The sequence below is a fragment of the Williamsia sp. SKLECPSW1 genome, from assembly GCF_054332755.1.
The window spans coordinates 167,118-186,106 of the sequence record NZ_JBTGLI010000002.1 but is presented as its reverse complement, the minus strand read 5'-3'; the positions used below and the strand labels follow the sequence as shown (position 1 = coordinate 186,106).

Sequence of the window (18,989 nt, the reverse complement as noted above, 5' to 3'; positions counted from 1 at the left end):
GCGTCGGCGACGCCGCCGGTCGATCCCGGTCGATCACTCGTCGTCGATCTCGCCCACGTGGGGGTAGGCGTCGTCGTCGACCTCGACCTCGAACTCCTGCTCCAGGACATCCGCCTCGGCACCCTCCGGCACCGGCTTGTCCGGGACGGCGCCGACAGGCGTCGCACCCGTGTCAGTCACGTCGGGATCGATCATCGATGGGCCTCCTTCCGTCGGACTGCAAGGGAGGCCCAGGGTAACGACCTCCCCGGGGGTCGTCACACCACCGGCCGGGATCAGACCCCCGCACCCGCTGCGTTGATGTCGTCGAGAGTGCTTGTCGCCTCGAGGTATTCCTGTACCCACCGCTCGATCACCGCGGAGGTCTTCTCCACCTTGCGGAACTGACCGACGACCTGCCCGACCGGGTTGAACGCCACGTCGACCGTCTGATCCGGGTACTTGTGCGTGGCGGCCACCGCCATGCCCGACACCATGTACTGCAGCGGCATGCCCAACGGTTCCGGGTTCTCCGGCTTCTCCCAGGCCTCGGTCCAGTCGTTGCGGAGCATCCGGCAGGGCTTGCCGGTGAACGACCGACTGCGCACGGTGTCGCGGCTGGACGCGTCGATGTACGCCTGCTGCTGACGAGCGGTGTTGGCCGACTCCTCGACGATGAGCCACTGCGATCCCGACCAGGCGCCCTGCGCACCGAGCGCGAGTGCGGCGGCGATCTGCTGGCCGCTTCCGATCCCGCCGGCCGCGAGGACCGGGATCGGTGCGACCTCGCGCACCACCTGGGGCCACAGCACGATGGAACCGACCTCGCCGCAGTGGCCGCCACCCTCGCCGCCCTGGGCGATGATGATGTCGATCCCGGCGTCGGCGTGCTTACGTGCCTGATACGGCGACCCACACAGCGCGGCCACCTTGCGGCCGGTGGACTGGATCCGCTGGATCATCTCGGTCGGGGGCGTGCCCAACGCGTTCGCGATGAGTCGGACCTTCTCGTGCTGCAGCGCGATCTCCACCTGCGGGGTCGCGGTCGCCTCGGTCCAGCCGAGGAGTTGCAGGCTGTTGTCGTCGCCCTCGGCCAGCGGGACGCCGTGGTCGGTCAGCAGCGTGCGGCCGAACTCCAGTGTCTCCTTCGGCACCATCGACCGCAGCATCTCGGCGAGCTCGTCGCCGGAGAGGTTCGAGTCCATCCCCTCGTACTTGTTGGGGATGACGATGTCGACGCCGTAGGGGCGATCACCGATGTGGTCGTCGATCCACCGCAGCTCGACCTCGAGTTCCTCCGGGGTGTACCCGACGGCGCCCAACACGCCGAACCCTCCTGCCTTGCTCACCGCGACGACGACGTCACGGCAGTGGGTGAAGGCGAAGATGGGGTACTCGATCCCCAGGGTGTCGCAGAGCGGTGTGTGCACGGTCGTCCTCTCGGGCCGAAAGTTAGAACGTGTTCTAGTTTAGGCCACACCGCCCGTCGGGGGAACCCGGACGCCCTCAGCGCAGGGTGCGGGCGAACAACGCCTCGAGTTCGGTGAACGCGCGTTCGGCTCCCCGCTCCTGGTACATCGAGGTGTCGGGCATCGTGTAGCCGTGCGGGGCGTCGGGGAAGATCTCGTTGCTCGCGGTCAGGCCGGCCTCCGAGAGCGCCCGACCCAACTCGGCGACTGCCTCGGGGGGCATGGACGAGTCGTTGTCGGCGTGGCCGAAGACGAACTCGGCCGAGGCCGACGACAGGCGGCGGTGTGGACTCGACGGGTCGTCGGTGACGAGACCGCCACCGTGGAACCCGGCGGCAGCCGCCACGACGTCGGGGTGTCGGCAGGCGAAGAACGTCGCCATCCGCGCCCCCATGCAGTAACCGACGGTCCCGACAGCCGACCCGGTCACGCCGTCGATGCGCAGCACCGCGTCCCGGTAGGCGTCCAGATCACCACCGAGGTCCTGGTCGAAGAGTGACCGCACGCGTGGCATCGCGGAGGCGAAGAACGCATCCCGCGCACCGTCGACCCGGAGATCGACGTGCGGACGCACGTCGTCGACGGAGCCGTCGCGATAGAACAGGTTCGGCGTGAGCACCACGTATCCCCACGACGCGATGCGATCGGCCATGTCGGTCAGGGCGGGACGGACGCCGATCGCGTCCATGAACAGCACCACCCCCGGTCCGGACCCGGACTGCGGTCGTGCGATGTGGGCCTCGGTGTCCCCGTCACCCGCGGGGATCGTCGTGAGCTGCATACCCCCGACGGTAGCGCCGCCCCCCGGGTGCACGGTGTCGACGGATGCGCCGAACACGATCGGTAAGGTGTTCCCTCGGCGGTAGAGGAGCTCGGCGCCGGTGATCGTTCTCCCGCGCGCGAAGGACCAGCCGTTGGCCGACTCAGCCCCTGTCACATCCGGTGCCCATCCGGACATCCCGCCTGCTGCGGGCGGGTTCCGCTACCTGTTCGACGGCCCCGACTGGCAGCTCACGCCTGAGCTCACGGTGATGCTCGACGGCGGCGCGAGCGCGGACGGTCGGTCCGAGAACCCCTCGGCTGCAGCACCTCTCGCGGACGGCGGCCCGCTCGACGTCGACCACGTCCGTGCGGCGATGGACGCCGTCCGCGCGGACGCACGGGTGAGCGCCTCACGACACCGCATCACCGACCGGTCCGGGCGGGAGCGGCACGTGGTGATGGTCGGGGAGCCACTGCGCTCACGCGACGGCGGTGTCGTCGGGGTGGCCGGCCACGTCGTGGACGTGACGCCCGTGGTCGTCGAGACGCAGGACCGCCTCGATCTCGCGGTGCGCGACTTCGTCGAGCACCGATCGGTCATCGAGCAGGCCAAGGGGATGATGATGCTGGCCTACGGATTCGGTGAGACGCACGCCTACGACGTCCTGGCGTGGCGGTCACAGCACACGAACACGAAGGTCCGGGCCCTGGCCGCCGCGGTGGTCCGCGAGGCGCCCTCGACGGTGTCGCTGGGCGACGCCGACCGGGCGGCGTTCGACCGCATCCTGCTCACCGCGCACGAGAACTGACCGGCCCGACGCCTCAGGACCGCTTCTCGGCGTCACGCAGCGCGTTCTTGCGCACCTTGCCCGTCGAGGTACGTGGCAGCGCATCGGTGAAGACCACCTCCCGAGGAGCCTTGAAGGCGGCGAGCCGGGAGCGGACATGCGCGACGAGGTCGGCCTCCTGGACCGATTCGCCGTCGCGGGTGACGACGAACGCCTTCGGTCGTTCACCCCATTTCTCGTCGGGCACACCGATCACCACGACGTCGGCGACCGCCGGATGTGCGGCGAGAGCCTGCTCGACCTCGATGGTCGAGATGTTCTCGCCACCGGAGATCACGATGTCCTTCGCCCGGTCCACCAGCTGCACGTAGCCGTCGTCGTGCATCACGCCCAGGTCGCCCGAATGGAACCAGCCGCCGGAGAATGCCTCTGCCGTGGCGTCGGGATCGTCGAGATACCCCTTCATGACCCCGTTCCCGCGCATGACGATCTCGCCCATCTCGACCCCGTCGGACTCCACGTCGACGAGGGTCCCGTCCGCGGCGGGCTCGCGCCGTACCACCCGCAGACGGTCGGTGGTGATCATCCCGGCGCCCTGGCGTGCCATCTGCACGTTCAGTTCGTCGCGACCGAGCGCGGACCAGGAGTCCCGCGGTTCGCAGATCGAGTACGGCCCGTAGGTCTCGGTGAGGCCGTAGACGTGGACGAGATCGGCACCGAGGTCACGGATCTGGCCGACAACCGTCGGACTCGGGGGCGCACCGGCGGTCACGACGGTGAGCGGCCGGTCGAGGTGGTGGGCCTCGGGCGCCGTCGCCAGGGTGGTGAGGACGGTCGGCGCGCCGCAGAGGTGGTCGACCCGCTCCCGGTCCACGAGGTCCCAGATCTCCGCACCGCGAACCGCCCGCAGACAGATGTGCACCCCGGCCGCCGCGGTGACCGCCCAGGTGGTGCACCAGCCGTTGCAGTGGAACATCGGCAGCGTCCAGAGGTACCGGGTGTCGTGCGCGAACCCCTGGTGGTGCATCTCGCCGAGTGCGTTGAGGTGTGCACCGCGGTGGGTGTACATCACGCCCTTGGGCCGGCCGGTGGTCCCCGACGTGTAGTTCACGGTGATCGTCGCGGTCTCGTCGGCGACCTCCCAGGCGAACCGCTCGTCACCACCACGCTCGAGGAACGCCTCGTAGCCGCGATCCAGGTCCACGATCTCGGCCACCGGCAGGTCGACGCCCTCCAGGCCGGCCAGCAGGTCGCTGTCGCCGAACATCATTCGCGACGACGAGTGCTCGCAGATGTAGGCGACCTCGGTCGGCGACAGTCGCGTGTTGACCGCGACGAGGACGGCACCCGCGAGCGGCACCCCGTAGTGGGCGACGAGCAGTTCCAGACGATTGGTCGCGAGGAAGGCCACGCGCTCACCCGGGCCGACGCCGGACGCTCGCACCGCGGATGCCATGCGCTGCGCCGCATCGGCGAACTCCCGGTAGGTGATACGGCGGTCGCCGTCGACGACGGCCTCGGAGTCGGGGTGGACCTCGGCGGCGCGTTCCAGGAACCGCAGGGGAGTCAGTGGCGTGTCCAGTCCGGCCATGCGCAGAGGGTAGACGCGAGCGGCCTCGCCGATCGGGGTTTCGTCTCTGCTGCGGCCGCGTGCCACCTCAGAGGAGGTGGCACCGCCGGTAGATCGTCGCGGCCGCCGGGGTGAGGAGGCCGACCTCGTCCAGGAACTGCATCAGATGGACACAACTCCCGCGCAGCATGGCGTGGCGGTGCTCGTTGCCGAGCATCTCCCCGACGGCGCGCCGCTTGTCGAGCCCGGCGTCGGCGAACACCTGCGGCCGGACGAGGTTGATGACGATCATCTCCGCGCCCAGCGCGACCAGGACAGCGCCGGCAGCACGGCGCGCCCGTCCCGCCCCGACCATCGCCTCACGCACCTGCTCCCGCGCGAACCGCATGTGCCGGGACTCCTCGAGGACGTGGATCTCGTTGACCGTCTGCATGAGTGGCAGCACCCGGGGGTCGCCGAGCGACCCTCGCTGCAGGACGTCGAGGATCTCCTCCGCGACGAGGATCCCCGCGTAGGCGACCTCACCGCGGGCGGTGTTCATGAAGACACGGCCCATCCGCGCGACACGCGGGGACGGGCGATACGTCCGCCCGACCAGCCGTTGGGACGCAGCCGAGAACATCAGCGAGTGTCGACACTCGTCGGCGACCTCGGTCATCGCGAACCGGAACTCGGCCGAGTGCGCGGGTACCGCACGCTGGTCGCGCAGGACGAGTTGCTGCAGCATCATCTCGAACCAGACGCCGATGGTCATGACCGACGCGATCTCGTGCCGGGTCAACCGGACCCGCTGCTCGTCGGACATCTCGTCCCAGATGCTCGTCCCGTACAAGGCCGACCATTCCGGACTCAGCCCGTGCAGGACCGGGTCGAGGGGTGCGGTCCAGTCGATCTCGGTCATCGCATTGCGTGACGCCAGCAGGGACGAGTCGACCAGGCGCTGCGAGACCTCGTCCATCCCGGCGTCGACCCTGCTGACATGCCGTTCCCGCTCGACCGTCGTCGACATCGTGACTCCCATCGGTAACCGTGCCATTCGTCGATGTCAGCGTACCGGGTGTGTGTGACTCATGGGAACACCTATCTCCCGCGCGTCGGGACTGTCGCGTCGGGATCCGTCCGCGCTCTACCCTTCTGCCCGTGGACCGGGTGACGGTGTTCGACGCCGAGCGGCCTCGGCTCGTGGCCATCGCGACTCGCGTGCTCGGCGACCCCGACGAGGCACAGGACGTCGTCCAGCAGGCATGGATCCGGGTGCAGGCCACGCCGTCCACGATCGACAACCTGCCCGCGTGGCTGACGACCGTGGTGACGCATCTGTGCATCGACAGGCTCCGCGTCGCGGTCCCCATGCCGATCGCCGAGATCGACGACCGGACCGCGGGCGGCGACCCGGCCGACGAGACCGCACTCGCCGACTCCGTCGGCCACGCCCTACAGGCCGTCCGCACGAACCTCACACCCGGGGAACGGGTCGCGTTCGTCCTGCACGACAGCTTCGGTGTGGGGTTCGACGCCGTGGCGCAGATCCTCGGCACCAGCACGGCCGCCGCACGCAAGGCCGCGTCGCGCGGTCGGAGAAAGGTCACCGCACCCGTCGCCGACCGCCGTACCGACTGGCAGATTGTGGATGCGTTCCTGCACGCCGCCAGGGAGGGGGAGTTCGATCGGCTGCTCGCACTCCTGGCCCCCGGATGCGTGGTCGCCGGCGACGCCGACGCGGTCGCGACGGGCACCCCCGAACGCATCGAGGGCGCGGACGCGGTCGCCGCGATGTTCGACGGCGCAGCACGCTCGGCCCTGGCGGTGTTCATCGGATCCCGGCCGGGGGCAGCGTGGTACCTGCGGGGTGAGCCGAGAGTCGCGTTCGACTTCACCGTCGCCGACGGGGTCGTCACCCGCATCGACTTCCGGGCCGACCCCGCCGTGCTCGCCTCGATCGTCCGTCGCCGCGACGACAGGCCCGCCCCGTCGGTGCGCCGATCGTGACGGCCGCCGACCTGACCCGACAGATCGGGTCGTACTCCGCTCGAAAAGGGATGTTCTCGCTGGTGGAGGTCCCGCCGCTGCGGTACCTCATGATCGACGGCGAGGGCGACCCGAACAGCGCGAGGTCGTATTCCGACGCGGTGGCGACCCTGTATCCGGTGGCCTACACCCTGAAGGCCGACAGCCGGGACGTCCACGGGCGTGATGTCCGCGTGATGCCCCTGGAGGCCCTCTGGTGGGCCGATGATCCGTCGGCCTTCACGACCCGTCGCGACAAGTCACTGTGGCGGTGGACGGTGATGATCGTCGTCCCGCCGTGGCTCGGTGACGACAACGTGACGCGAGCGTCCGCGCGGGTGGCCGAGAAGGGCCGTGGTCCACGGCTGGACGACCTGCGGTGCGAGGTCCTCGACGAGGGCCTGTCGGTGCAGACGCTGCATGTCGGACCCTACGAGGCCGAGGGTCCGGTCCTCGCGCGCATGCACGACGACTTCATCCCCGCTCACGATCTCGAGATGACGGGACGCCATCACGGAATCTATCTCGGCGACCCCCGTCGGGCCGCGCCCGAACGACTGCGCACGATCCTGCGGCAGCCGGTGCGGCGACAACCGGTGCGGCGGTGAGGGTCACCGGGCCGTGCGGACGACAGTGCGCGTCATGCCGTCCTCTCCCGAACTGGTGAGTTGCTCACCGTTGCGCCGGCGTCACCGTGGGATGCCTCGCCGCAACCCCCTGTCCAGGACTCTGCGCAGATCTGGTCACACCGTTCGTCCGGCCCAGCTGTCGCCGTGGTGAAGCGCTGTGCGGTCATCCGGAGTCGGTGACGCGTACGAGGAGCTGTTCGACGCGGCGGTCATCGGCCCCGAGCGCGGCCGCCGGCGGTGTGCGCGCAGGGCGCACGGCCGGCTCGGGTGACCGGACATCAGCGAGGTGGTCGGCGGTCCCGAGAGCTGCGTATCGAGCCGCGACCGTCGCCAACGCGACGTCGATCACCTCCCCGCCACCGCGGGCGAGGCTCTCCGTCACCGCCCGAGCTGCCTCGAGCCCCGTCAGCGGGTCGGCGACGGCATCGGCACAGAACACCGGACCACGCGGACCGGCCGCGACGAGTCCGCCTGCCACGGCGGCGTCGTCGCCGAACCCGACGCGTTCGGGGCGGTCGGGCCCGTGTCCGGTGATGCGCACCCACACCTGTCCCGGACGGGCCGGCACCGACGACGCGTCGAGCCCGAGTCGACGGAGCGCTCGGGGCCGCGATCCCTCGACGACCACGTCGGCGACCTCCAGCAGGTCGCGGACGCGTCGAGCCGATCTCACGAGATCGACCGCCCACGACAGCTTGCCGTGGTTCATCCAGTCGAAGAACCGGATGTCACCACGGCGTGCCCCGTCCGGCCGCGCAGGACTCTCGACCTTGACGACGGTCGCGCCGGCGTCGGCGAGGACACGAGTGCAGAGCGGTCCGGCCCACAGGGAGGAGAGGTCGGCCACCAGCAGGGACCTGCCGAGCGGATCGCGCGATGCCGCGCGACGGCTGACGATCGGCGTCCCGGGTGAGGTCTCGCCGAGTGCCGCGACCGGCAGTCCGAGCTCGACGCCCCGGGCCACCCATTCCGCCGTCGACATGGCGGGGGCTGCGGCAGACAGCGCTGTCCACGTGTCGCCACGATCCAGATCACGGCGCAGGAACGCCGGCACGAGGTCGATGTCGTCCTCGCGTGACAGCGTGAGGGCGACGTGCCCGTCGGCCACCGACAGCAGTCGAGACGCCCCGCCCACGGAGACGGTCCCCGCGCGAGTCCGCTCCGACAGCGCCGCGCGGCCCCCGAGCAGGACCGCGGCATCGTCGACCGTCGCCGTCGGGTCCAGACGAGCCAACACCCGATGTGCCTCGACGAGAACACGGGCGCGGCTGCTGTCCCCGGGGCCGGTCGGGTCCCCGCACAGTGACGCCAGGCCGCACCGTGTCCAGTCCGACGTGGCGCGCTCTGTCGTCGAATCCACCGCACCCGTCCCGATCGGCCACCCTGGCCTGCGGCGACAGCTTAACGGTCGTGGCCGTCCGATCGTGTGTCATCGTCGGCGGCGACATCGGCGTCGCGGAAGCGATCGACGTCCGGGTGGTTTGGCGACACTCGGGTCACGCGATCGTGGCCGCCGTCGCGCCTCGCCTGACATGAACACCCGTTCACTGCATCCCGGTGCGCGGTGGTCGGTACCGCGGCGGTCACCCCTGTGGGCTCAGCGGCGCACGGCGTTCGCGGCGAACGTCGCGCCGCGGATGACATCTCCGTTCAACGCATAGAGCACGTGCACGGGTCCTGGTCCGGCCAGCGGAGCGCCGTTGCAGATGTTGTCGGTCGGGATGCAGTACCGGACGGTGCGCGAGGTGAGTGCCGGCTGGACGACGACCGGCGGGGCGCCGGCGTCGCCGAGGAACCGCGCCGACGGCGGCGCGAACAAGACCACGGCCGCGATCTTGTCGACCAGTGCCGGTGACAGCGGCCGGGGGGTGAAGGTGCGGTACTCCGGCGGCAGGACCACGCTCGGACTGGTGGCGTATCCGGCCACGACGGCGCCCTGGGAGTAGCCGCCGAGCACGACACGCGTGCCCGGGCACGCCGAGGCGAGATAGGCGATCCGGCGCTGCACGTCGTCGACGCCGGTGATCACCGACCGGGCGGTCCCGATGCGGTCGGTGAAGCTCGCCGAGGCGGGGTAGTTGACGCCGTACTGGGCCACCGACTTCCCCGGGAGCTGCGCTCGCAGCGAGGCCAGGAACGCCGTCCCGGTGAGACCGACGGGAGCGGCCGGCTCGGCTGTCCCTCGGGCGAAGATCACCTCGACGTTCGAGCAGGTCGCCGCCGCGGCGGGCGCGGCACCACCGATGACGGCTCCGGTCGCGGCGACTGCCGCGACGACGGACAGGGACGCGAAGAGTCGCTTCATCACTCGAAGGATCCTACGGGAGTTGCCCGCATGGGGGACCGTCTCGACGCCGACCCGATCCCGCAGACCGCCGGTCGGTGGATCGGGTCGGCGTTCTCCCCTCAGATGCCCACGGGGGCCGGATCGGACTCGACGGCCGTTCGTGCGGGCATGGTCTGCGCGACGACGGCGCCGGCGGCGATCAGACCGATCATGAGGACGAAGGACGCTCGATAGCCCCATTCGAGTCCATGGTCCTCCGACACCGAGGTGTAGACGGTCCCGACGACCGCCGCACCGACGGCGACCGCGAGCGCTTGAGCGGTGTTGAAGACCCCCGATGCAGCGCCTGCCAGCCGAACCGGCACGTCGTGCAACACCAGCAGTCCCGCCGACCCGACTATCGCCCCGAAGCCCAGTCCGGCCACCGTCAGCGACACCGCGAACCACACACCCGGGTGCGTCGACCCCTCGGCGACGATCATGAGAACCATCCCGATCACCAGAACGCCTGCCCCGAGGTGCAGGACGTACTTGCCGATACGCGCCGCCAGCACCGTCGCGGCGAGACCGGCGGACACCGGGACGGCGAGGGAGAAGGGGATCCACATCAGTCCGGTGTGCAGCACCGACCACCCGAGCGCGGTCTGGACATGCAGCGACTGCACCAGGAAGTACCCGCCGGTCGGGACCATCAGCAGAGCGAACGCGCCGAGCCCGCGGGCGAAGGAGGGCGAGGTGAACAGTGCGGGCGGGACCATCGGTTCGGCTCCGGAACGGGACACCGCCGCCTGCTGTCGGGCGAACACGGTGAGTCCGACGGCCCCCGCCACCATGACGACGAAACCCCATACCGGCCAGTCGTTGTCCGGACCGAGGGTGATCGGCAGCATGATCGCGACGAGCGATACCGCCAGGAGGAGAGCGGATCCGGCCGTGATCGGCGCGCGCTTCTCCGCTCGCGTCTCCGGGATGAAGAGCAGTGCCGCGACGATCGCCACGGCCGCGAGCGGGACGTTGACGAGGAAGATGGGCCGCCAGCTCAGACCGAACCAGTCCCCACTCGTGATCACCGCACCGAGAACGGGGCCGACGACGGCGGCGAGGCCGATCACCGAGGTGAACATCCCCATCGCCCGGCCCCGCTCGGCCGGGGGATAGAGCACCTGGATGTTGCTCAACACCTGCGGCACCATCAGGGCGGCCGCCGCGCCCTGCGCGAGCCTGAACACGACCAGTTCGGTCGGACCGGACGCGAGTCCACAAGCGAGAGAGGCGATCCCGAAAGCGGCCAGTCCCGCGACGAACACACGCCGACGACCGATGCCGTCACCGAGACGGGCACCGAGGATCAGGCCCACCGCATAGGCGAGGGGATAGCCCGCGACGATCCACTGCAGGCTCGCCGCCGACGCGCCGAGGTCGTCCTGGAGCGTGCGCAGGGCGACGTTCACCACCGTCGCGTCCATCAACTCCATGAACGACGCCGCCAGCAGACAGATCAGGGCCACGGTGCGGACGCGACCTGTGGGGGACACCTGCCGCGTCGCCGACGCGGCAGGCTCCCCTCGGGTGGGATCGAACGAGGTGGTGGTCATCGGGGGTCTCCTCCGTGCGGGCGAGTGGAACTCGAACGCCGATGACGGTAGGGAGCAATGCGGACAGTCGCGGTCCGCTGGTTCAGACCTCCGCGATCACGGGTGTCTCGGGGTGCTCCGATCGACCCGAGGCGATCACGAGGTGCAGCAGCGCTCCCACGACGCCGCCGACGAGCGGGAAGACGATGAACACCCACAGCTGCGACAGTGCTGTGTCGCCCGCCAGCACGGCAGGCCCGAGCGAGCGTGCCGGGTTGACCGACGTCGAGTCGAGACCGATACCGATCAGGTGCGCAACGGTCAGGGTCGCGCCGATCGCGACACCCGCGCCGCCGGGTGTCGCGATCGCATCGGTCGCAGCGAACACGACGAGGACGAGTACGGCGGTGAGGACGATCTCGGCAACGGCGACCGGGAACAATCCGTACCCGCCCGTCGACTCCGAGCCGTATCCATTGGTACCCAGTCCGTCGGTGGTGAGGGAGTACCCCGGTCGTCCGCTCGCGATGACGAGCACGATCGCGGCACCGACCAGCGCCCCCACGACCTGCGCCAGGACGTAGCCGACGGCGACCAGGGGCGAGATCCGTCGTCGGAGCGCCATCGCGAGGGTGACGGCGGGGTTCACGTGGCACCCGGAGACCGGACCGATCGCGTAGACCAGTGCCGCCAGCACGAGACCGAACGCGAGGGCGATGCCGACCGTTCCGACGGTCGTGCCTGCCAGTACAGCCGTTCCGACGCCACCGACGACGAGGACCATGGTCCCGATCCCCTCGGCGACGATCGGGGTGAACGAGCTCTGTCGCGTATGTGTGTCCGGCATGGGGTCGTCTTCTTCCTGTATGTCCGGTCGAAGTCCGGCTCGACGATGTAGTCGTGACGCGGCCGCGATCTACACGTCCCGAGGTCGTGTGACACCCGACACACACCCGCCGCGGGCACGGCGGTCCCGCTCGCGCCATGCCTGCGGGACGGGGAGAATCGGCGGACAACACCGTCGTCGCGTCGTATCGGAGTGGTCATGACCGAGTCCCGTCCGCCCATGCCGCCGTTCGACGTCACCACCGCGGCGACCAAGGTGCAGGCAGCCGAAGACGCCTGGAACACCAGGGATCCCGAGAAGGTCTCGCTCGCGTACACGCCGGATTCCCTGTGGCGCAACCGCGACACGTTCCTGCGCGGTCGCGACGAGATCGTCGAGTTCCTGACCACCAAGTGGGCGCGCGAACAGGACTACGCGTTACGAAAAGGTCTGTGGGCCTTCGGTGACGATCACATCGCCGTGCGCTTCCAGTACGAATGGCACGACGCGGACGGTCGGTGGTGGCGCAGCTACGGCAACGAACTGTGGGAATTCGCGCCGTCAGGTCTGATGAGCCGTCGTGAGGCCTCGATCAACGACGTCCCCATCACAGCGGACGAGCGTCGGATCCTGGGCCCACGCCCGGCGTCCGAGCACGGACTGGACTTTCCCCTCCACTAACGTCGGTCTCGCGAGCCTGCCGGTGCTCGACCGCGTCGACGCGTTCGGCGTTGTCGTGCCGTCATTGCCGATCCGACGATCTTTCGGCAGTGTTGGGGGCATGAGCGACGACACGAAGATCACAGTGGAACGCACCGTCGAAGCACCGGTGGACGCCGTCTTCGACGTCCTGTCCAACCCGGAGCGTCACCAGGAGCTCGACGATTCGGGTTTCATCCGTGGCGTCGACCACGCGGACCGCATCCAGAAGGTCGGGCAGGTCTTCACGATGAACATGTCGGGCGATCACATGGGTGGGGACTACCAGACCGACAATCACGTGACCGGCTTCGCGAAGGACAAACTGGTCGCGTGGAAGACGGCGCCGGCCGGGACCGAGCCCCCCGGGTGGGAGTGGGTCTGGGAACTCGAGTCGCAGGGGCCGAACGAGACTCTCGTGCGCCACACCTACGACTGGTCGAAGGTCACCGACAAGAAGCTCCTGGAGCAGGTCGGCTTCCCACTCGTCTCCGAGGAACAGTTGCAGGCCACCCTCGGCCGTCTCGCCGCCGCCGCGGTCGCCTGACTCCCACCCCGTCCGACGCCCGTCCTCGCCGTCGCGGGGGCGGGCGTCGTCGTCCGTGGCAGAAGTCAGGCGGTCAGATCTCGTCGCCGCGGAGCACCCGTCGACGAACCGAGAGCAGTTGCAGCTCAGGACGACTCGCCGCGTGCCGTTCGAGCTGATCGAGGATGTCGGTGACGTGAGCGCTGTCGGGAGCGACGACCGACGCCGCGATCGCCGCGCGACGGTGGAGATCGAGGTGGTCGACCTCGGCGGCGGACACCGAGAACCGCCGTCTCATCTCCGCCACGATCGGCCGCACCACCGAGCGCTTCTCCTTGAGGGAGTGCACGTCACCGAGCAGGAACTCCGCCTCGATCCATCCGATCCACATCGGTGATCACGCTACGCGGATCCTGCCGCGGTGGAACGGGCGGTCTGCGATGGTGACGCCCCCCGGCCGACCTGTCGGGCGACCGCACCGCCGCCCCGCGGAGAGCACACTCGGAGGTCGGCTGCACCCCAAGGGCAGAATCGGGGCACGCCGCATGCACCACGACGAAACGGATCGAGAACCATGCAGATCGGGATCGACAATTTCGTGTCGGCGGTCGTCGAGTACGACACCGGGCGCGAGATCGGGGCGCGACAGCGCATCGCGCACCTGATGGAGGAGGTGGAGTTCGCGGATCGGTGCGGTGTCGACGTCTACGGGATCGGTGAGCACCATCGTCCTGACTTCTACGACTCGGCCCCGACTGTCCTTCTCGCCGCCGCGGCCGCCCGCACCGAGCGGATTCGTCTGACCAGTGCGGTGTCGGTCCTGTCCGCGGACGACCCGGTCCGTCTGCACCAGCAGTTCGCGACCATCGACCTGATCTCCGGGGGCCGTGCGGAGATGGTCGTCGGACGGGGCTCGTTCACCGAGGCGTTCCCGCTCTTCGGGCTCGACTTCGACGACTACGACTCCTTGTTCGCGAACAAACTCGACCTGATGATGCGCATCCGCGAGAACCCTGCATCGGTCACCTGGGCCGGTCGGCACCGACCACCGCTGCGCGGGATGGGCGTGCACCCGCAACCGATCCAGAGCCCGATCCCGATGTGGCTGGGAGCCGGTGGGAGTCCGGAGTCGTTCGTCCGCGCCGGTCGGCTCGGACTGCCGCTGATGGTCGCGATCATCGGTGGCGAACCGCGCCGCTTCCGCGGTCTCGTCGACCTCTACCGCGAGGCCGGTGCGCAGTCGGGGTTCTCTCCGGACCAGCTGTCCGTCGGGATCCACGCGCCCGGCCTCGTCGCCGACACCGACGACGAGGCCGTCGACGCCGCCTACCCCGGATGGGCAGACCTGTTCGGTCGGATCGGCCGCGAACGCGGGTTCGGTGAACCCGGCCGCGCCGAGTTCGACGCCATGGCCGGCCCGCACGGCGCGATGTTCGTCGGATCGCCGCAGACCGTCGCCGAGAAGATCGTCCGCGTCTCCGACGATCTGGGTGGTCTCGTCCGACTCACGGTGCAGATGACGAACACGAAGCTTCCGCATGACGCGATGCTTCGTGGCATCGAACTCCTGGGTACCGATGTGCGATCTCGGGTCGCGGAGTTCGCCTGACCGACCGTCGAGGGGAGTTCGTCGTGGACAGGTATGTCGTGCTGGTGACAGGCGGCTCGTGCACCGGGAAGAGTGCTGTCGCCGCGGAGTTGCGACGTCGGGGAGCGTCGGTCATCGACGGCGACCGCGACATCGCGTACCAGGGAGATCCCCTCACCGGGAAGCGACTGGCATCCAGTCCGGCCGGCCGGCCGTCGCACTGGAATCACATCTGGGACGTCGAGGCAGCGCGCGAACTCGTCGCGACGGCTGCGCCGGGATGCGTGTACCTGTGTGGCGACGCGCGGAACCTGAACGACCTCGTACCATTCGTAGACGCGGTCGTGGTGCTGCAGATCGACGTGAGGACACTCCGTCGGCGTCTCGATGCCCGGCCGATCGACGAGTTCGGTGCCACACCCGACGAGCGCGAACTCGTCCTGCGCCTGCATGATCGGCCCGGTCGGTGGCCCGACTGTGCGGTCCACGTCGACGCGACGCGGACCGTCGACGCCGTCGTCGACGATCTGGACGCTCTCGTCGCCCGATTCACCGACGACGGGGGCGTCGAGGGCGGGAACCCACACCGCTGACGGGCCGATCTCCGCGCAGGCCGTTCACGGGTGAGGCGATCGAGGTCGGCGGGGACGCCAACCCTAGGATGGGAGCGTCGAGGCCGGCGAGGCGCCTCACGCGTCGGAAAGTGGCACATGGGTTTTCAGCAGTTGCAGGACATCGTCGCCGACGCGCGGTCGCACGGTCAGTACGTCGAGGGGTCGGCCGACGCGACGGAACTCGCGTCCCTGACCGCGCTCGCCGAGCGCCCGGGTGTCCGTCGGGTGGTGGAGATCGGGTTCAACGCCGGCTTCTCGAGTCATGCCTTCCTGAGCGCGTCACCGGAGATCGAGGTGACGTCCTTCGATCTCGGTGAGCACGGCTACGGCGCGCGGGCGAAGGAGCAGATCGACGCGGATTTCCCCGGCCGACACACGCTGATCGTCGGCGACTCGTCGACGACGGTGCCGCAGTTCGCCGATGCACACCCGGGCGAGACGTTCGATCTGATCTTCATCGACGGAGGGCACACCTACGAGGTCGCGGCCGCCGACATCCGCAACATGCGTCGACTGGCCGACGACGCGTCCGTGGTCGTCATCGACGATCTGTTGCCGCACCGCCCATGGGGTGACGGCGTCATCCGCGCCTGGGACGAGGCGACCCGGACCGGACTGGTGGTCCAGACCGGTCTGTTCGCGGACGGGGTCGAGGTCGACGTGGTGGGACCCGACGCCGCGCGTGCATGGGCTGTGGGCCGGTACGTCTGACCATCACGGCGACGACGGCGGGCGTGCCTCGGACGTGCCGTCGAGGCCGACCCCGTCTGCTTGGATCATCTCGTGACATCGGTCGTCGAGCGGTACCTCCAGCGGATCGAGACCGGCTGCGTCTCGCTGGGCGAGGGGAAGGTCGCCGACTACATCCCCGAACTCGCCTCCGTCGATCCCAACACCTTCGCGGTATCCCTCGTCGCCCACGACGGGCACATCTACTCGGTGGGCGACACCACCACCGAGTTCACCATCCAGTCCATCTCCAAGGCGCTGACCTACGCGCTCGCGCTCCGCGACCGCGGAGTCGACGTGGTCGACGACCACATCGGTGTCGAGCCCACCGGGGAGGCGTTCAACGAGATCAGCGTCGACCACACGACACGACGACCGCGGAACCCCATGATCAACGCCGGTGCGCTGACCGCCACGGCCCTGCTGATCCAGCCCGAGCTGATGACCGCACCGCCGGCGACACGGCAGGAATGGGCGCCCCACCTCGACGCCGCGTTCTCCGGCATCCTCGACTTCTACTCCGGGTGCGCGGGTCGCCAGCTGTCGATGGACGAGGCGGTCTACCGATCGGAGATGGCGACGGGTTCACGCAATCGCGCCATCGCATACATGCTGCAGAGCTTCGGGGTCTTCCCGTCGCACCCGCAGGCTGCGGTCGACCTGTACGTCCGGCAGTGCTCGGTGCGCATCACCTCCGACGACCTGGCGGTGATCGGGTCGACGTTCGCCAACGGGGGAGTGAACCCACGGACCGGGCGGCGGATGGTCGACAGTCAGATCGCCCGCCGCGTCCTCAGCGTGATGACGACATGCGGGATGTACGACGGCGCTGGGGACTGGGTCACCACCGTCGGCCTCCCTGCCAAGAGCGGCGTCGGCGGAGGAATTCTGGCGGTTCTCCCGGGCCAGCTGGGTATCGGGGTGTTCTCCCCCCGACTCGACGAGCACGGCAACAGCGTGCGAGGCGTCCGCGCGTGCCGCCTGCTCTCGGAGGATCTCGGTCTGCACATGTTCACCGTCGCGCGGGAGAGTCGCGTGACGATCCGATCGATGTACGACGGCACGGAGCTCGAGGCCGGTGCGCGAACCCGTCCCGACCGCGAGTCGACCCATCTCCGCGCCCATCGGGACCGTATCCGCGTCCTCGAACTCCAGGGCGATCTCACCTTCTCCGGCGTGGAGAGCGTGGTCCGGCGCGTCGAGTCGTTGCGCGACCGCGCCGACGTCGTCCTCTTCGACATGAGACGCGTCGGTGTCGTGGACGGCGTGTCGCGTCGCCTGCTCGTCGCCCTTCTGCGCACCCGCCGACCAGATGGGGCCGGATGGGTCGTCGCCGATCCCGACGGTGTTCTCACCCAGACGCACGAGGGCGACACGACCCCCGATGATGTGCTCGACCGCGACGACGCGTCGATCACGTCGTCGTGGGCGGAGGCGATCGCGCATGCAGAGGACATGCTCCTCCGGAAGGCGGGGGTTGCCGACGCCCGTCGCGGTCCGCGCGGATCGTGATCTCACCGAGTCCGAATTGCCCGGCCCGGTCCGACCCGGGGGAGCCCCACGAGCACCCATACTGAGGTCGAACCGACCGGCACTGCCAACGAGGGAGCACACCGCTTCATCGACGGTTGGATGACCATCTCGGAAGGACGCGTCACATGAGCACCACCGCAGCAGCCATCGAGGTCCTGGCGGAACGTTCCACCACGACCACCAGCGTCGGCGTCATCGGCTACATCATCATCGGCGGACTCGCCGGATGGATCGCGAGCAAGATCATGGGCACCGACAAGCAGATGGGCATCGGGCTCAACATCGTCGTCGGTGTCATCGGGGCCTTCCTCGGTGGGTTCTTGCTCAGCTTCGCCTTCGACACGGCGAGCGGTGGCTGGTTCTTCACCTTCCTCACCGCGTTGTTGGGGGCCGTCATCCTCCTGTGGATCGTCAAACTCGGTCGGCGCTAGCGAGGGATTGCTGCGGTTCGGATCGCGGCGAGACACCACCGCGACACCCCTCCCGTCGGGGTCCCGGCGTGCGCGGCGTGGCAGCGGGAACACACCGATGTGGCGGCGCGGCCAATCCGCGAGGCCCGCGCCGTCGAATGAACCATGACGCCCGCCCACAACGAGCGCGCACGGCGTCACCAGGTCGTGGCGTACTCGCCATGACAGTCGAAACGCTAAGGAACCCGTCTCATGAAGATCTCGTACCGCAAGGCAGTGGTGGCCTCAGCTATCGCCGCCGTGGCAATCCTGCCCGCCGCCGCCTGCTCGAGTGACGACTCGTCGTCCAACTCGGGATCGTCGACGTCCGCCTCCGCACCCGCATCGTCACCCGCAGACAGCACCCCGGCACCGGTCGCGACCGTGCCGAACCTGACCGGCCGTGACACCGCCGTGGCACTGGACTCCGGCTTCCTGGATGCGCTGACCAGCCTGAAGCTGACCCCCGGCGTCGTCGGGCCGGCCAAGCTGGAGAACGGGTCGCTGATCTTCCCGATCACCGGCGGCAACGTGACGTACTACAAGCCCGGATCGATCCAGCCCTACGTTCAGGGCATCATCGACCACAAGGGTGCGGGCTTCTCGCTCACCGGTGGCGGCAAGACCGTCGACATCACCAACCTGACGATCGATCCCGGCACGTCCAAGCTGATGGCCGACGTCAGCGTCGACGGCACGGTGGCCGCCACCCAGGCGGTCGTCTTCGATCTCGACGGCAGCACGCTGAAGCCGCTGCAGACCAATCCGGATGGCACCGCGGTGCTCGAGGGCACCCGCGTGCTGATCTCGCCCACCGCTGCAGGGCTGCTGAACCAGACCTTCAACACCGACGCCGTGAAGGCCGGACTGTTGGTCGGGATCGCGAAGATCACCATCAACACGAACTGACATCCGCTGCCGGCTCTGTCGGCTCCGTGTCACATCGCACCGACGGTCACC

General features: G+C 69.3%; 21 protein-coding genes. 11 read left to right on the top strand and 10 right to left on the bottom strand.

The annotated features are described in order from the left end of the window. Positions 1-33: 33 nt before the first annotated feature. The 3 genes from ACXVUM_RS16755 to ACXVUM_RS16745 all read right to left on the bottom strand — a co-directional run bounded on the left by ACXVUM_RS16755 (position 34) and on the right by ACXVUM_RS16745 (position 2,229). On the bottom strand, positions 34-195 hold the full coding sequence (locus tag ACXVUM_RS16755; protein WP_458523064.1) for a hypothetical protein: 162 nt from the start codon (positions 193-195) through the stop codon (positions 34-36). 80 nt (positions 196-275) lie between these two features. Continuing rightward, entirely contained in the window at positions 276-1,409 is a 1,134-nt protein-coding gene (locus tag ACXVUM_RS16750; protein WP_458523063.1) for a nitronate monooxygenase, read from the bottom strand. A 76-nt stretch (positions 1,410-1,485) separates the two neighbouring features. Further along, positions 1,486-2,229, bottom strand: coding sequence for a dienelactone hydrolase family protein (locus tag ACXVUM_RS16745; protein WP_458523062.1), 744 nt, complete (start codon positions 2,227-2,229; stop codon positions 1,486-1,488). Positions 2,230-2,362: 133 nt separating this feature from the next. Here ACXVUM_RS16745 and ACXVUM_RS16740 point away from each other — a divergent pair, with 133 nt between their 5' ends. After that, positions 2,363-3,019 (top strand): ANTAR domain-containing protein, encoded by a 657-nt coding sequence (locus ACXVUM_RS16740; protein WP_458523061.1) that lies wholly within the window; start codon positions 2,363-2,365, stop codon positions 3,017-3,019. A 13-nt stretch (positions 3,020-3,032) separates the two neighbouring features. On the opposite strand, the gene ACXVUM_RS16735 is transcribed toward ACXVUM_RS16740, so the two are convergent. Both ACXVUM_RS16735 and ACXVUM_RS16730 read right to left on the bottom strand, forming a co-directional pair. Further along, positions 3,033-4,589, bottom strand: coding sequence for an AMP-binding protein (locus ACXVUM_RS16735; RefSeq protein ID WP_458523060.1), 1,557 nt, complete (start codon positions 4,587-4,589; stop codon positions 3,033-3,035). A 67-nt stretch (positions 4,590-4,656) separates the two neighbouring features. Next, the gene (locus tag ACXVUM_RS16730) at positions 4,657-5,577 is read right to left on the bottom strand and encodes an AurF N-oxygenase family protein (RefSeq protein ID WP_458523538.1); all 921 of its coding nucleotides are present in this window, start codon (positions 5,575-5,577) and stop codon (positions 4,657-4,659) included. A 131-nt stretch (positions 5,578-5,708) separates the two neighbouring features. Here ACXVUM_RS16730 and ACXVUM_RS16725 point away from each other — a divergent pair, with 131 nt between their 5' ends. Beyond that, a complete protein-coding gene (locus ACXVUM_RS16725; protein WP_458523059.1) occupies positions 5,709-6,557 on the top strand; it encodes a sigma factor in 849 nt (282 codons plus the stop codon). Next, on the top strand, positions 6,551-7,183 hold the full coding sequence (locus ACXVUM_RS16720) for a GyrI-like domain-containing protein (RefSeq protein WP_458523537.1): 633 nt from the start codon (positions 6,551-6,553) through the stop codon (positions 7,181-7,183). Before ACXVUM_RS16725 ends, ACXVUM_RS16720 begins: the two co-directional genes overlap by 7 nt. A 184-nt stretch (positions 7,184-7,367) precedes the next feature. Here the strand turns inward: ACXVUM_RS16720 and ACXVUM_RS16715 are convergent, their stop codons facing one another. The 4 genes from ACXVUM_RS16715 to ACXVUM_RS16700 all read right to left on the bottom strand — a co-directional run bounded on the left by ACXVUM_RS16715 (position 7,368) and on the right by ACXVUM_RS16700 (position 11,912). Further along, complete coding sequence (locus ACXVUM_RS16715) at positions 7,368-8,564, bottom strand: CoA transferase (protein WP_458523058.1); 1,197 nt, start codon at positions 8,562-8,564, stop codon at positions 7,368-7,370. A gap of 237 nt (positions 8,565-8,801) precedes the next feature. Beyond that, the gene (locus ACXVUM_RS16710) at positions 8,802-9,509 is read right to left on the bottom strand and encodes a cutinase family protein (protein ID WP_458523536.1); all 708 of its coding nucleotides are present in this window, start codon (positions 9,507-9,509) and stop codon (positions 8,802-8,804) included. A 101-nt stretch (positions 9,510-9,610) separates the two neighbouring features. Further along, positions 9,611-11,086 carry an MFS transporter gene (locus tag ACXVUM_RS16705; RefSeq protein ID WP_458523057.1) on the bottom strand — a complete coding sequence of 492 codons (1,476 nt, stop codon included), beginning with the start codon at positions 11,084-11,086 and terminating at the stop codon, positions 9,611-9,613. Positions 11,087-11,168: 82 nt separating this feature from the next. Continuing rightward, a complete protein-coding gene (locus tag ACXVUM_RS16700) occupies positions 11,169-11,912 on the bottom strand; it encodes an aquaporin (protein ID WP_458523056.1) in 744 nt (247 codons plus the stop codon). A gap of 198 nt (positions 11,913-12,110) precedes the next feature. Between ACXVUM_RS16700 and ACXVUM_RS16695 the strand changes: the two genes are divergently transcribed. Continuing rightward, positions 12,111-12,572 carry a nuclear transport factor 2 family protein gene (locus ACXVUM_RS16695; RefSeq protein ID WP_458523055.1) on the top strand — a complete coding sequence of 154 codons (462 nt, stop codon included), beginning with the start codon at positions 12,111-12,113 and terminating at the stop codon, positions 12,570-12,572. A gap of 100 nt (positions 12,573-12,672) precedes the next feature. Then, positions 12,673-13,137, top strand: a complete 465-nt coding sequence (locus ACXVUM_RS16690) for an SRPBCC family protein (protein WP_458523054.1) — start codon at positions 12,673-12,675, stop codon at positions 13,135-13,137. Positions 13,138-13,210: 73 nt separating this feature from the next. Here ACXVUM_RS16690 and ACXVUM_RS16685 read toward each other — a convergent pair whose 3' ends face one another. Next, complete coding sequence (locus ACXVUM_RS16685; RefSeq protein ID WP_458523053.1) at positions 13,211-13,507, bottom strand: DUF503 domain-containing protein; 297 nt, start codon at positions 13,505-13,507, stop codon at positions 13,211-13,213. 183 nt (positions 13,508-13,690) lie between these two features. On the opposite strand from ACXVUM_RS16685, the gene ACXVUM_RS16680 reads away from it, so the two are divergent. The 6 genes from ACXVUM_RS16680 to ACXVUM_RS16655 all read left to right on the top strand — a co-directional run bounded on the left by ACXVUM_RS16680 (position 13,691) and on the right by ACXVUM_RS16655 (position 18,938). Next, on the top strand, positions 13,691-14,725 hold the full coding sequence (locus tag ACXVUM_RS16680) for an LLM class flavin-dependent oxidoreductase (protein WP_458523052.1): 1,035 nt from the start codon (positions 13,691-13,693) through the stop codon (positions 14,723-14,725). A 23-nt stretch (positions 14,726-14,748) separates the two neighbouring features. Next, the gene (locus ACXVUM_RS16675; protein ID WP_458523051.1) at positions 14,749-15,297 is read left to right on the top strand and encodes a nucleoside kinase; all 549 of its coding nucleotides are present in this window, start codon (positions 14,749-14,751) and stop codon (positions 15,295-15,297) included. Positions 15,298-15,414: 117 nt separating this feature from the next. After that, entirely contained in the window at positions 15,415-16,029 is a 615-nt protein-coding gene (locus tag ACXVUM_RS16670; protein WP_458523050.1) for a class I SAM-dependent methyltransferase, read from the top strand. Between the two features lie 72 nt (positions 16,030-16,101). Continuing rightward, a complete protein-coding gene (gene glsA, locus ACXVUM_RS16665; RefSeq protein WP_458523049.1) occupies positions 16,102-17,559 on the top strand; it encodes a glutaminase A in 1,458 nt (485 codons plus the stop codon). A gap of 146 nt (positions 17,560-17,705) precedes the next feature. Further along, the gene (locus ACXVUM_RS16660) at positions 17,706-18,011 is read left to right on the top strand and encodes a GlsB/YeaQ/YmgE family stress response membrane protein (protein WP_458523048.1); all 306 of its coding nucleotides are present in this window, start codon (positions 17,706-17,708) and stop codon (positions 18,009-18,011) included. 231 nt (positions 18,012-18,242) lie between these two features. Then, a complete protein-coding gene (locus ACXVUM_RS16655) occupies positions 18,243-18,938 on the top strand; it encodes a hypothetical protein (RefSeq protein WP_458523047.1) in 696 nt (231 codons plus the stop codon). The last annotated feature ends 51 nt before the right edge of the window (positions 18,939-18,989 follow it).

What these genes read in the sequence shown, in the direction of transcription:
- ACXVUM_RS16745 (WP_458523062.1), bottom strand. Translation starts at nt 2,229, where the DNA reads ATGCAGCTCACGACGATCCCCGCGGGTGACGGGGACACCGAGGCCCAC.
- ACXVUM_RS16655 (WP_458523047.1), top strand. Translation starts at nt 18,243, where the DNA reads ATGAAGATCTCGTACCGCAAGGCAGTGGTGGCCTCAGCTATCGCCGCC.
- ACXVUM_RS16710 (WP_458523536.1), bottom strand. Translation starts at nt 9,509, where the DNA reads ATGAAGCGACTCTTCGCGTCCCTGTCCGTCGTCGCGGCAGTCGCCGCG.
- ACXVUM_RS16690 (WP_458523054.1), top strand. Translation starts at nt 12,673, where the DNA reads ATGAGCGACGACACGAAGATCACAGTGGAACGCACCGTCGAAGCACCG.
- ACXVUM_RS16700 (WP_458523056.1), bottom strand. Translation starts at nt 11,912, where the DNA reads ATGCCGGACACACATACGCGACAGAGCTCGTTCACCCCGATCGTCGCC.
- ACXVUM_RS16670 (WP_458523050.1), top strand. Translation starts at nt 15,415, where the DNA reads ATGGGTTTTCAGCAGTTGCAGGACATCGTCGCCGACGCGCGGTCGCAC.
- ACXVUM_RS16755 (WP_458523064.1), bottom strand. Translation starts at nt 195, where the DNA reads ATGATCGATCCCGACGTGACTGACACGGGTGCGACGCCTGTCGGCGCC.
- ACXVUM_RS16660 (WP_458523048.1), top strand. Translation starts at nt 17,706, where the DNA reads ATGAGCACCACCGCAGCAGCCATCGAGGTCCTGGCGGAACGTTCCACC.
- ACXVUM_RS16705 (WP_458523057.1), bottom strand. Translation starts at nt 11,086, where the DNA reads ATGACCACCACCTCGTTCGATCCCACCCGAGGGGAGCCTGCCGCGTCG.
- ACXVUM_RS16680 (WP_458523052.1), top strand. Translation starts at nt 13,691, where the DNA reads ATGCAGATCGGGATCGACAATTTCGTGTCGGCGGTCGTCGAGTACGAC.
- ACXVUM_RS16730 (WP_458523538.1), bottom strand. Translation starts at nt 5,577, where the DNA reads ATGTCGACGACGGTCGAGCGGGAACGGCATGTCAGCAGGGTCGACGCC.
- ACXVUM_RS16735 (WP_458523060.1), bottom strand. Translation starts at nt 4,589, where the DNA reads ATGGCCGGACTGGACACGCCACTGACTCCCCTGCGGTTCCTGGAACGC.
- ACXVUM_RS16685 (WP_458523053.1), bottom strand. Translation starts at nt 13,507, where the DNA reads ATGTGGATCGGATGGATCGAGGCGGAGTTCCTGCTCGGTGACGTGCAC.
- ACXVUM_RS16695 (WP_458523055.1), top strand. Translation starts at nt 12,111, where the DNA reads ATGACCGAGTCCCGTCCGCCCATGCCGCCGTTCGACGTCACCACCGCG.